The following is a 12,146-nucleotide window of genomic DNA, read 5'->3' as shown; positions in this document are numbered from 1 at the left end:
ATTTCCCAGTATGTAAGACCCCTTGAAGACGACGAGGTTGATAGGTTCGGGGTGGAAGCACAGCAATGTGTGTAGCTGACGAATACTAATCGGTCGAGGGCTTATCCTAAACACGTTTACTGTGACCCATACATCCGGTAGACAGCAGCATAAAAGGCTTCAGCAAGCCTAATCTTTCGTATCCAGTTTTCAGGGCGCAACTTGCTAATGCATGCATTAGCAGACGACCCACAAAAGTGGGTTTTCTTTTTTGTCCAGCACCTGATTTTATTTATGGCGGTCGTGGCGAAGTGGTTAACGCATCGGTTTGTGGATCCGACACTCGGGGGTTCAATTCCCCTCGATCGCCCCATTTTTTAATAAGTAGTATGGCATTTTTTGTTGGGGATTAGCCAAGCGGTAAGGCAACGGACTTTGACTCCGTCATTCTCAGGTTCGATCCCTGAATCCCCAGCCATTTAGTTGCGGAAGTGGCTCAGCGGTAGAGCATCGCCTTGCCAAGGCGAGGGTCGCGGGTTCGATTCCCGTCTTCCGCTCCATTTAAGTTGGCGCCATAGCCAAGTGGTAAGGCAGAGCTCTGCAAAAGCTCTACCCCTAGTTCGAGTCTAGGTGGCGCCTCCATTACAATTTTATAAAATGTGCCCTTAGCTCAGCTGGATAGAGCGTTTGACTACGAATCAAAAGGCCAGGAGTTCGAATCTCTTAGGGCACGCCATCTTTACTCAAATGCCGATGTGGCGGAATGGCAGACGCGCGCGACTCAAAATCGTGAGGGAAACCGTGGAGGTTCGAGTCCTCTCATCGGCACCATATTGCATAAACGATAGTTCATTAGATATTTTATCTAATGAGCTTTTTTTGTATTGCTTTAAAACCTCCTTCATAGCATTAGCCGATGCTAGCTTCGAAATGTACTCCAAATGAGAATTAACGTTGGTCGGAGATCATGATATCCGCTGGAGTGCACATCTCACTGAACGGAAACGTATATGAAAAAGTTGTTTTGGGTGAAAAGTAGGTTGCGGTATCGGCAGTAAAAGTAAACATCGCTTAAACGTCAGCAGGATGGATCAGCGATAGTGGTATTAAAACGTCAGTGATGGTAAAATTTGAGGAAAAGCATACAAACATTCATATCGACTTGAAGGAATACAAAGTATCGCAGGAAACGGGAGAAGGCGGCATGAGCATGGAATCCATCTCGCTGGCAGACGTGGAGAAGTACGTTCAGTCGGTAGACGGATTTTCGAAGATTTAGCGATATGAAGGTGCTAATGATCGCCATGGAGGAGTTCAATAGCTTCATGAGCGGGCAGAAATCTGCGGAAGAAGTAAGCAAGCTGATCCAGAATCGGGTGACGACGTATTTGAATGAGTAGATTGATGGGTTTAAAAAATGCTAAAGGTTCAGAATATGCATTAATCTGATAGTGAGTCATACTAAAATCCCTCTATTGAAGAAATGTCCAGGCACCTACTTCGATAAGAGAATTTTAGCTGTGGCTCTTTTTTTTGCTCAGAAGAATGCTTGCCCTTGACGCAATATCATAGTCGTAGGTAAAAATGATCGTAGGGATGATTGCATTTTACAGTTAATATCTGTAAGTTAATACATAACTGAACTTTTCTGTTCTTTAAAATAAATACATAAGGGGGATATGAGGTAATGGACGGTATGTCATCAGGTATTATATTAGGAATATTTCCAATAGTATTGTTTATTGTGTATGGTGTCGTTGCGCTTATGGGTATTTATTGTCTATATTTACTCATTAAAGTTTTAATAAGAACGATCAAAGCTTTAGATATTCATTTAGATGAAAAAGGCAGACGATTATAATATTCGGCTGAAAGGAAGCCATTCTTGGAGGTGCGTTAGGATGAGCCATTATAATAACAACCCGTTGCTGTTATCCATTCCAGAGAGTTTTGAAAGCAGCCGTCTTCTTATCCGCGCGCCCCAATGGGGGGACGGAGCGAAGCTGAATGAGGCCGTTATAGAAAGTGAAAATGAGCTCAAACCTTGGATGCCATGGGCTCAAGCGATGCCTACGATCGAAGAATCTGAAGTTGTCATCAGGAAGTCTCGGTCCAAGTATATGGATCGTTCAGACCTCATGCTGCTGCTTTTTTTAAAGGATACAGGTCAGTTGATAGGAAGCAGCGGTCTTCATCGCATAAATTGGCAAGCGCGAAAATTTGAAATCGGGTATTGGGCTCGTACAGCTTACAGCGGCCATGGGTATATAACGGAAGCGACGAATGCAATTTCAACATTTGCAATAAATGAGCTAGAAGCCAATCGTATTGAAATACGTTGTRATGCTAGGAATTATCGAAGCGCGCGAGTTGCAGAGCGACTGAGCTTCACCTTAGAAGGCATACTCCGAAATGAAAAATGTGATGTCAACGGTATTCTGCGGGATACGATGGTGTTTGCGAAAGTAAGAGGAAAAGAATTTTGAAGAAAAAGAACAGTACTATATAGGCTTATTTTTCAACCATGAATAGGTATCTGTGATCGTTCGAGGGAAGACAGGACCTTGCTCTTTCGTCAAAAGAGGAGCAGATTCTAACTCTTCTCTAGAACCCATTCCTTTACGGAGCTTGAAAGAGAGTGTAGGATACTTATTATGGAATGTAATAAATGATTATCATCAGATAGGGAGTGTTTACGGGATGGGGAACAAAACCTTCACGCTGAGAGAAGCGAACGAGATGCTGCCGCAGTTGCAAGAGGATTTACGGAAGCTTCAACACATTACGGCGCAATTTGAAGATTTATATATAAGTTATCAGAAAGAGAAGGCTGCTTATGAACAAGTTTTTGCTGCTATTGAAGGCAGTGAGGACCCTTTCTTTGAGAGGGAAAGCCAGCTGGAATTTATGAAGATGGAGGTAGACCTGTTAATTGAAAACTTCTCGCGAAAAGGCGTGCAATTGAAAATGATTACTCCTGGTTTAATTGACTTTCCAGCGGTGCTCGATAATCAGGATATTCTGATTTGCTGGAAGGAAGGCGAAGCTGAGGTTAGCCATTATCATGGTTTACATGATGGGTTTATGGGCAGAAAACCGTTTCCGCAGGATGAATAGTATTCATAATTAATGACCAGCAAGGATTTATCCTTGCTGGTCTTTTTAGTGTGAAGACAACACGAATTGATTAGAAACATTTTACAATTATTATACGTTATGTAAGTTGGGTGATGAAAATTGGAGATAAGAAGGTGTGAAATGAGAAACTGGAAAACAGCTTTTTCGCGAGGCATTTTGATGGCATGCTGTTCTCTACTATTAATGAGTTCTGTTGTATCTGCATCATTTGATTCACGTACTTCCTATGTGGGAGATAACAAAGAAACGGAGATAGCTGCTCCTATTATTAAACCGCAATGGTCATTGAACTACGAAGGTATAGCAGCAACAGGTGAAGGTAAAGCCTTTTATTTGTTAAAGGGAAAAGTGATAGCTGTTACTATTCAGAATGGGAAAAAGCTGTGGGAGTATGGCAGTCAGCTCAAAGCGCCTCTCGTATATAAGGAAGGCCAACTGTACGTTAATTCGAGCGGAGGCCGTGTACACGCTATTAAGGCGTCCTCAGGCAAGAAAGTATGGGTGGCTTCCGTGAACGTTAATAACATTCATGATATTATTCCGGATGGCGATCAGCTATTCACCTTTAATGGAGACATTCAAGCTTACAGCATAAAGGATGGTAAATTTCAGTGGCGTGACAATTACAAAGAGCCGCTGCGCAAAAAGATACTGTTTCATGGCGATTTTATAATAGGAGAAAATGAGTTATCGGGTGCTTACACATACTCGCTCCTTCATGCTTTTAATCGCAAGACAGGAAAAAGGGTTTGGGAAGCTGCACATTACAACTTTCCTATTGGTGCAAAGGATGGAACTATAACTGCGCAGAAGCTCGTTAACCTGTTCGAGCCTGCTCCATTAACTACACTTGATACCCTAGATATCAAGACGGGCAAAGTACTTAACAGCGTACAATATAATCCTTTAAAGATTGACTTAAATAAAGGAGAATCCGGAAATGAAGGAGACGCTTGGATTAACGGGGACAACGTTTTCGTCAATTTCAATTCTGAGGTGTATAGTTACCCTCTAAATGCTGATCCGAGCAAAATAGAGCCCAAGGTGTATAAGCCTGTTGTTTACGCGCCAGGATTCAAATATGCGGCTGGGCCATATGAGGGAAAATTGATTTATACGAATGGCCGCGGGATATATGGGGTTAAATTAATTAATAAGACAACCGTGGATTATAATGCTGGTGTAACAGGCCTCATCGCACGTTTTGATTTAATTGGTAAAGGGATATATGTGGCGCAAACGGATGGAACGATATCAGCTATCCATTTAGATACAGCAGCGCCAATTGTACAATTAAAAACAAATGAAAGAGAGTTTGGAGAGACGCTGCTTGAGAGCGGAATGATTGTGGTTCAGGCAAAAGGCAAGCTGCTCGCATTTAAACAACCTGCCAGCTTGAAATCTAGCGTCAAATAAATAATATGCATTGAAGCAACAACAGCTCAATGTGCGTTAATTACAAAAGAGCCCCGATTACGAAAAATCGGGGCTCTTTGCTTTATCGTAAAATAAACTCAGCAGTTACCGGATTATGGTCGCTGTGTTCAAATGCTAAATCTGTACTTTGCAGCCGAATTTTATCTACGTTTGAAGAAACGAGAAAACCATCAATTATGGCTCTGAAATTAACGCCTTCCGTGTATGCAATATCTAATGTACGTACAGTAGCGATGCTGTCGTCGACCATCCACTTGAAGCCGCTTGGTTTGAAATCCTCAGGAAACTGCTGAAGCCATTCTGGCCATGCCTGTGTCGTTTCGAATCGATCAGGGGCAGTGCCGGGCAGGGCATGGTTCCAATCTCCGCCTACAATAATATAATTGCCCTTGCCATTCTCCTTCTCTAAAAAAGCGGCTAAATAATCCAATTGCTGCTTGCGGATTTTGCCGCCCTCATCAAAGGCAGATAAATGAAGATTGATAACAATAAGCTCTTTGCCGTTATTGACCTCAAATCTGCTTTCTATAAAGGCACGATCCAATTCAAGCTGCTGTATCGGCCAGCTCTCTTTGCCTGGAAGATCGTATCGCTGATTGCTTTTGTTTTTGAATGTTGAGAAGGTTAGAAGGCCGCTCTGAACGGAGCCCATTGGATTAAAAATCGGAACGGGAACCCATGCCACTTTATAGTTATAAGCAAATGCATAGCTGTAATCTTCCAAAGGTTTTGCCAAATAGTCTATTTCATTAATATGGTAGCTTCTTGATGAGCGGGCATCGACTTCCTGAAGCAAATAAAAGTTGGATTGGTTTGTTTTCATAAAGGACGAAATGGAGTCTAGATTGGAAATCGTTTGATTTTTGCTGCTGGAACGTGATTTTTTACCTCCATCCATAAAAAAATCTTGTTTTTTGTCCAAGCCAGCATAGCCGATATTGAAGGTCGTAACTGTAAATGGAACGCCTTGCTCGATGAGTTGTTCTTTATTATTTTCTGACGTAATCTCGATAACTTCTGCGGGTTTATAATCGGATAAAGTAATATACAGTAAAAACCCTCCTGCAATCGCAACTGCGAGTAGGATAAGCGTACCAATTGTTTTTAATATCTTTTTCCCCATATGATCCATCCTTTCATTACGTATTGCGTTACTCACATTTAAGATTATAAGTATGCTACTGGAAATGTACCATGATATGGGTTAGGGAACTAGTTGTTTTTTTATTGATGTCTTCCCACTATTCAGGAAAGTGATATTAACGATACTAAATATTGATACTATAATTAAGCTCATTACAGGTCATATGCGACCAAGGATGGGGAATGAATGATGAATATCATAGCTTTTAAACACTTCGCTTTTGATGATGATTATGCGTTTCGTTCATGGGCCAGCCTTGGAGGACATCGCTTGGATGTTAAGAATCCTGCTCTTGAGATTGATGCCAAATGGCTTGACGATATGGATTTGCTTGTTATATGCGGCGGGCCAATGAGCGTCTATGAAGAGGAGAAATATCCTTGGCTTACGGCAGAGAAGCAGTTCGTACGGCAAGCCATTCACCTTGGCAAAAAAGTGCTGGGCATCTGCTTTGGCGCTCAAATGATAGCTGAGCTGCTGGGAAGCCGAGTATACCGAAATACGCATAAAGAAATAGGCTGGCATTCAATTAACCTTACGAAGGAGCAGCATCCTTGGCTCTGCGGCATGCCTGAGCAATTTATTTCGTTTCAGTGGCATGGCGATACCTTCGACTTGCYGCAGGACACGCGGCTCCTCGCTTCTTCAGAGGCATGCAAGGTACAGGCATTCGCTTATCGCGAGCATGTCATGGGACTGCAATTTCATTTGGAGACGACAGCTGCATGCATGGAATCGATGTTTGCACACTGGTCTTCAGAGCTTATTCAGGCGCCATACATTCAAACAGCTGAACAGATTCGCAGTCAATTCGCGCGCACTGAGCAGTCTCTAATGCTGCTACATAACATATTGGATCAGATTTCCTTAAAGTGTTAATAGTGGAACCATTTTTGTTGCTCCCTTAGTCCAAAAGTAATATCATAAATGAATAATGAAGCGGCTAGATTATCGGTTAAGGAAAAGGAGATTTCAAGCATGAAGCACAATCGTCTCGGGAAATCAGAGCTCTACATAAGTGAGATCGGCCTTGGCTGCATGTCACTAGGGACAGATAAAGTAAAAGCGACAGCCCTAGTACATGAAGCGATCGAGAAGGGCATTAATTTTCTAGATACGGCTGATCTTTATGATGAGGGTCTTAATGAGGAAATAATCGGCGAGGCAATAAAGGGAAAACGGGCAGATATTGTACTTGCGACGAAGGTCGGCAATCGTTGGGAGAAGGGAAAAGCGGGCTGGTCGTGGGACCCGTCCAAAGCTTATATTAAGTCGGCTGTAAAAGACAGCTTGCGAAGGCTCCAAACGGACTATATCGATTTGTATCAGCTGCATGGAGGTACACTGGATGATCCCATATCGGAGACGATTGAAGCATTTGAGGAGCTTAAGCAAGAGGGACTCATTCGCTATTACGGCATTTCTTCGATTCGTCCAAATGTTATTCGAGAATATGTGGAGCGTTCAAATATCGTCAGTGTGATGAGCCAGTATAGTATTTTGGACAGAAGGCCTGAAGAGCAAATATTGCCTTTATTAGAAGAGAAGGGCATTAGTTTAATTGCTCGAGGTCCGGTGGCAAARGGGATTTTAACCGATAATGGAGCTGCCAAGGCGGAAAAGGGTTATTTGGATTATGACAAAGAGGAGCTGTCGTCTTTGCGAGACGTTTTGCTAGAGATGGGAGAAGGCTCTCGTGATTTGGCGCATACAGCAATCCGGTATGCATTGGCCAATCCAGCTGTAGCTGCTGTCATTCCTGGCGCGAGCTCGTTAGAACAGCTGCAGCACAATATCGCGGCAAGTGAAGCTCTTCAGCTATCTCCCGCTGAGCTGGAGACCATCAAGAGGTTAAGTAAAGAAAATCGTTTTGAACAGCACCGTTAGAGAGTAGGAGAGGCTGCCTGATAGGCAGCTTTTTTTTGATTATAAAATAAAAAAGTTTTGATCCATTGATAGATATTTGGCGTAAGTGGCATCTGTCTAGTAAGGGGGATGAATGATGGAGGTTTGGGCACCCGATTTGCAAGTTCTGTTAAGTAGTGGAGCAGGGGCAGAAGCACAGGAGCAATCGTTAGTTGAACGAGCAAGGACCGGCGATGAGGAAGCGTTCGGGGAGCTGGTGCGTCGTCATCGAGCTAAGGCGCTTGGACTCGCTGGCAGCTTGACGAAGGATGCGTTTATGGTAGAGGACATTGTGCAGGAAGCGCTGATTCGTGCATTTATGCACCTCGGTACGCTTACAGACGCAAGCAGGTTTATTCCTTGGCTGCACCGGATCGTGCGAAATCAAGCCTATATGAAGCTGAGGAGAGGCGGACCCTATAGCAAGGAGCGGCCATTCGTTAGCTTCATGAGCCAATCAGGGCTGCCAGCAGAGGCAGGTAAAAGCGGGCAGTTGGTTGATTGGAGCGATATCGATAGCATCCTGTTTCATTTAACAGATCAAGCCATGAATGAGCCGAGTGAAGGACAAAATCCGGAGCATGCTGTCATCCGCCAAGAAACGCTCCAGAGCATTCATACGCTGATCCGATGCTTGAACAAGCGGGAGCGGGACATTTTTGAAGCACGATTTTTTGGCGAGCTGCCGCCGGCTGAGATTGCTGAGCTGTTCGRTACGACGACTTCAAACGTATACAATATGCTGTCGAGATCAAGGGTTAAGCTTCAGAAGGAGCGTATTCGCATATCGATTAGTTTATATGTGGAGCAACGGGCGTTGCTCGGTTTGCCCAGAAGGAAAATTCTCACTCCGCCCCCTATGTAGGTTCAGAACGTTTATGACAAATCTTGAATGGAGCTGAAAATAATGACGCTGGATAGGGATTGGTCCAAAACATGGACCTCGGCCGCTGCTGCTATACATGGCGCGGTGAGCTACACGGATAAAAAACATTTTACGCTAACAGATGTGATGGGATTTACCGGTCATGCCTTTCGCATGAATATTGATCCCGTCAGTATTAACGCGGCAGGGCCAACCTCATTCCCAGGTGGATATATATTGAGGAGGAATATAGGAAATCTCGGCTTTACGAGCTGTTTGGCTGATCCTATGCTCCCGTTAACGCCGGATAAAGTAGAGCGAACTATCGCTCTCGTTCAGCAGTCAATCGACCGTGGCATCCCTGCCATTTCATTTGATTTGTTTATACCTGAATTCGGTTTGATCTATGGTTATGATGATGATAAGCAGCTCTTTCATGCAAAAGATGTATCGAAGGACGGCACGATAAGTTATGCCGATTTTGCCGATTCCAAGATTGATTTGTTGTTCGTGACGACGATTAGCGAAAGCCTGCCTCACTCGAAATACGAAATATTGCGCATGGCGTTATCGATGATCGTGGATCATGGGCGAGGCAAGGAATGGACGCATGTGTTCGAGGATAAATTTGTACAGGGCTTAGCGGGTTATGAGGCATGGATTGGTGTGATGGAGCGGCGAAATGCGGATGAGCATGGTCATGCCTATAACATTGCTGTCATTTCTGATGCGCGTGAGTTCGCTGCTCGTTTTTTACGCGAATTGGCATTCCGCTGGGATGGGACAAATGTTGTGGAGAGAACGGTTCGCAAGCATGCGGGTGAAGCAGCGCTGCATTACGAGGTAGTTGCTGAGGCGCTGGGCAAGCTGAGAGAGCTATTCCCCTTCCCAGAAGGCGGCAAGTCGAAGGACCCTGAAACCGCGGATCGTGCAATCGTACTGCTTCGGCAAGCACAGGCGGCGGAGTCGAAGGGATTGGAGCAGTTGGAGCAGCTGTTTCATTTTATGAAGGAATATTATTCGGAGATCTGGGTGAACTGAGTCATCATTGTGTAACGGTTGGGCAAGTGTATGATGAAGGACAATGGGGAAAGTTTTTAAAGATATAAGCAGCGATAGCTCCGAATAAAGCTGCTCAAAAAAGTTTGACAGGGAGAAAGCCTATACCAAGGCTTTCTCTCTGTGCTATTCTTAGGGTGGAAGGTTTGACATTATCAACTGTATGAAATAACATTACAGTATCCTTCTTGAGAGGGAGTTGTGAAAATGAATAGTGAATTTACGGTTGCGGTTCACAGCTTAGTGCTGTTGGCTTATTTGCCTGATCATATGGCGAGCAGCGAGACCATTGCTCGCAACGTTTCGACGAATCCGACACGTATTCGCAAAATTATGAGTTCCTTACGGAAGCATGGCTTTGTGAAGACGAAGGAAGGAATCGGCGGGGGATATATTTTGAATTGTGAGCCGAATGAGGTTACGCTGGCACAAATATATCGAGCACTATCAGGCGGTACGCTAAAGCCGCATTGGTGTTCAGGAAATCCAGAGGAGGACTGTCTGGTATCCGCGAATATTCAAGTGGTGATGGATCATTTTTTTTACGAGGCAGAGCTTCATTACGTGGCCTATTTGGAGCAAAATACGCTTCAAACTGCTTTGGACAAGATTCGAAAATGTCAGCAGCAGCTTAAAGAAAAGCAGGTTTGATGCTTTTCAATGCTTGCCTGTTTATGCAGGCATCATGTCTGTTTCACGATAGAGCGGTAAATATGGTTGAATACTGTATATTACCGCTCCTGTCATGAAGCTGATGCATTTGCAGCGGCTCTTTTTTATGTGTAAAATGTATCTAATAATAGTACAGTTGATTTGCCAATAATAATATTAATAGAAGCTGTATAGCTTCTATTCGTAAAGAAAAGAGTGAATGTCATGTCAGAACAAACGATAAACAATTCAGCTTTTAATATTCCGTTATCCGTTCTTGATGTATCTCCCATTGTAGAAGGCGGCACTGTTGCCGAATCACTTAGCAATACATTAGATCTTGCACAGCATGCGGAAAAATGGGGCTATAACCGTTACTGGCTTGCGGAGCACCACAATGCGCCAAGCATCGCCAGCTCAGCGACATCAATCGTTATTGGCCATGTTGCGGCAGGTACATCCACGATTCGTGTAGGCGCTGGGGGGATTATGCTGCCGAACCATGCGCCGCTCGTTATTGCTGAGCAATTCGGTACATTGGAATCGTTATTTCCAGGCCGTATTGATTTAGGACTTGGCCGCGCTCCTGGAACGGATGGTCTTACAGCAGCTGCCCTTCGTGGAAACAGAAGAAGCAATGGGCATGATTTCCCCGAGCAGCTAGCTGAGCTGCGCGCGTTTCTAGATCCGTCGAGTGCTGAGGTGGGCATGCCAGTGCGAGCGATTCCGGGTGAAGGTCTTGATATTCCGATTTGGCTGCTGGGCTCGAGCGATTTTAGCGCCTTGCTCGCTGCACAGCTGGGTCTGCCATTTGCTTTTGCAGGACATTTCTCGCCTAATTTCACCGTTCCAGCAATGAATCTTTATCGAAGCAGCTTTAAACCATCAGCGATTCTCGATAAGCCAAAAGGAATGGTAGCGGTCAATGTCATTGCGGCAGATACGGATGAAGAGGCTGAATATCTAGCAACATCGATGCAGCAGCTGTTCTTATCCTTTATTCGCAACACGCGCGGAGCTTTGCCTGCACCTGTTCGCAATATGGATGACGTCTGGACAGCGCAGGAGAAGATCGCTTTGATGCAGCAATTAGGCTCTTCCATTGTTGGCGGACCGGAGACTGTACGCACGAAGCTGAAGCAATATATTGAGGCGACGAAGGCGGATGAGATTATGGTCGCCGCACATATTTATGATCACCAAGCTAGATTGCGCTCATATGAAATCATTGCGGGTCTGTAATAAACCGAATTTGCTAATAAAATAGAAGCAGAATAGAAAAGAGTGAAGACTTAATAACCAAGTCTTCACTCTTTTTTGCTTTAAATGGGCTGATTTACTCGATAGGCGGATAGTGCCCTTTGCGCAGCTTATTAATGGAATAACCAAAGTCCATTTGAAGATGAGGATAGTCAGGGAAGTTTTTCCAATCCCCACCCCAAGAAAAGCCAAGGCGCTTGGCGATTTCAACAACTTCCATCCAGTCGGACCGCCCATTTTTATTGCCGTCATACTCCATGTCCCATATGACCTCGCCTTTTTTCGTTCGCAGGGCAAAATCGATAGCAAGGCCGTAATTGTGATAGGAGTGTCCGCCTTGAACTTGCGTAACGACTTTACCCTCCGTTGTGCGTCCTTTTGCATAAATCGCGTTTTGCTCCTCGCTTGAACGGAAGCCGTCTGTGACGAGAATGGTGATGCCGGCCTTGCTCGTTTCGGCAATCAGCTCGGTCTGTTTAATGAATACGATCGGATGCAGTGCCGTTACAGGTGGAGCTTCAATAGGATCATTGTTCGGCAAGTATGGATCAAAGGAAAGAATAACTTTCCATAATAGAGCAGCGGTTAGCGCTAAAATAATAAACAGCAGAAATCGATTTCGCTTGCGCTTACTTCTTGCTGCCAGGCTCAGCTGAGCCGGTAATGTAGGATGAGAAACATGATTTCGCTCCAGCATGCTGAATCTCC

General features: G+C 44.4%; 13 protein-coding genes, 6 tRNA genes and 1 rRNA gene. 18 read left to right on the top strand and 2 right to left on the bottom strand.

What is annotated here, in order from left to right:
• From AC1DPK_RS08200 to AC1DPK_RS08145, 12 genes are all read left to right on the top strand, one after another.
• Nucleotides 1-109, top strand: a 23S ribosomal RNA gene (locus AC1DPK_RS08200); the annotation flags it as partial.
• Nucleotides 110-276: 167 nt separating this feature from the next.
• A tRNA-His gene (locus tag AC1DPK_RS08195) sits at nt 277-352 on the top strand.
• A 30-nt stretch (nt 353-382) separates the two neighbouring features.
• Nucleotides 383-457, top strand: a tRNA-Gln gene (locus tag AC1DPK_RS08190).
• Nucleotides 458-464: 7 nt separating this feature from the next.
• A tRNA-Gly gene (locus tag AC1DPK_RS08185) sits at nt 465-539 on the top strand.
• Between the two features lie 8 nt (nt 540-547).
• Nucleotides 548-621 (top strand) — tRNA-Cys (locus AC1DPK_RS08180).
• 17 nt (nt 622-638) lie between these two features.
• Nucleotides 639-715 (top strand) — tRNA-Arg (locus AC1DPK_RS08175).
• Between the two features lie 13 nt (nt 716-728).
• A tRNA-Leu gene (locus AC1DPK_RS08170) sits at nt 729-810 on the top strand.
• A 286-nt stretch (nt 811-1,096) separates the two neighbouring features.
• Nucleotides 1,097-1,258, top strand: a complete 162-nt coding sequence (locus AC1DPK_RS08165; RefSeq protein ID WP_441884996.1) for a hypothetical protein — start codon at nt 1,097-1,099, stop codon at nt 1,256-1,258.
• A gap of 408 nt (nt 1,259-1,666) precedes the next feature.
• Nucleotides 1,667-1,840, top strand: coding sequence for a hypothetical protein (locus AC1DPK_RS08160; RefSeq protein ID WP_477509958.1), 174 nt, complete (start codon nt 1,667-1,669; stop codon nt 1,838-1,840).
• Nucleotides 1,841-1,880: 40 nt separating this feature from the next.
• Complete coding sequence (locus AC1DPK_RS08155) at nt 1,881-2,465, top strand: GNAT family N-acetyltransferase (protein ID WP_477509957.1); 585 nt, start codon at nt 1,881-1,883, stop codon at nt 2,463-2,465.
• Between the two features lie 214 nt (nt 2,466-2,679).
• A complete protein-coding gene (locus AC1DPK_RS08150) occupies nt 2,680-3,096 on the top strand; it encodes a DUF2203 domain-containing protein (RefSeq protein ID WP_477509956.1) in 417 nt (138 codons plus the stop codon).
• Nucleotides 3,097-3,237: 141 nt separating this feature from the next.
• Nucleotides 3,238-4,533 (top strand): outer membrane protein assembly factor BamB family protein, encoded by a 1,296-nt coding sequence (locus tag AC1DPK_RS08145; protein WP_477509955.1) that lies wholly within the window; start codon nt 3,238-3,240, stop codon nt 4,531-4,533.
• A gap of 82 nt (nt 4,534-4,615) precedes the next feature.
• On the opposite strand, the gene AC1DPK_RS08140 is transcribed toward AC1DPK_RS08145, so the two are convergent.
• A complete protein-coding gene (locus AC1DPK_RS08140; RefSeq protein ID WP_477509954.1) occupies nt 4,616-5,677 on the bottom strand; it encodes an endonuclease/exonuclease/phosphatase family protein in 1,062 nt (353 codons plus the stop codon).
• A 207-nt stretch (nt 5,678-5,884) separates the two neighbouring features.
• On the opposite strand from AC1DPK_RS08140, the gene AC1DPK_RS08135 reads away from it, so the two are divergent.
• The 6 genes from AC1DPK_RS08135 (at nt 5,885) to AC1DPK_RS08110 (ending at nt 11,420) form a co-directional block, all read left to right on the top strand.
• Nucleotides 5,885-6,577, top strand: coding sequence for a type 1 glutamine amidotransferase (locus AC1DPK_RS08135; RefSeq protein ID WP_477509953.1), 693 nt, complete (start codon nt 5,885-5,887; stop codon nt 6,575-6,577).
• A 99-nt stretch (nt 6,578-6,676) separates the two neighbouring features.
• Complete coding sequence (locus tag AC1DPK_RS08130) at nt 6,677-7,585, top strand: aldo/keto reductase (protein ID WP_477509952.1); 909 nt, start codon at nt 6,677-6,679, stop codon at nt 7,583-7,585.
• Between the two features lie 112 nt (nt 7,586-7,697).
• Nucleotides 7,698-8,468 (top strand): RNA polymerase sigma factor, encoded by a 771-nt coding sequence (locus tag AC1DPK_RS08125; protein WP_477509951.1) that lies wholly within the window; start codon nt 7,698-7,700, stop codon nt 8,466-8,468.
• Nucleotides 8,469-8,510: 42 nt separating this feature from the next.
• Nucleotides 8,511-9,509, top strand: a complete 999-nt coding sequence (locus AC1DPK_RS08120) for a hypothetical protein (RefSeq protein WP_477509950.1) — start codon at nt 8,511-8,513, stop codon at nt 9,507-9,509.
• 225 nt (nt 9,510-9,734) lie between these two features.
• Nucleotides 9,735-10,178, top strand: a complete 444-nt coding sequence (locus tag AC1DPK_RS08115) for an RrF2 family transcriptional regulator (RefSeq protein WP_076271867.1) — start codon at nt 9,735-9,737, stop codon at nt 10,176-10,178.
• A 225-nt stretch (nt 10,179-10,403) separates the two neighbouring features.
• Nucleotides 10,404-11,420 carry an LLM class flavin-dependent oxidoreductase gene (locus AC1DPK_RS08110; protein ID WP_477509949.1) on the top strand — a complete coding sequence of 339 codons (1,017 nt, stop codon included), beginning with the start codon at nt 10,404-10,406 and terminating at the stop codon, nt 11,418-11,420.
• Nucleotides 11,421-11,514: 94 nt separating this feature from the next.
• Here the strand turns inward: AC1DPK_RS08110 and AC1DPK_RS08105 are convergent, their stop codons facing one another.
• The gene (locus AC1DPK_RS08105) at nt 11,515-12,135 is read right to left on the bottom strand and encodes a M15 family metallopeptidase (RefSeq protein WP_477509948.1); all 621 of its coding nucleotides are present in this window, start codon (nt 12,133-12,135) and stop codon (nt 11,515-11,517) included.
• Between the last annotated feature and the right edge of the window lie 11 nt (nt 12,136-12,146).

This window comes from Paenibacillus sp. 01T424 (genome assembly GCF_056398745.1).
The sequence above is the reverse complement of the archived record's forward strand: the minus strand, read 5'-3'. Positions and strand labels throughout refer to the sequence as shown.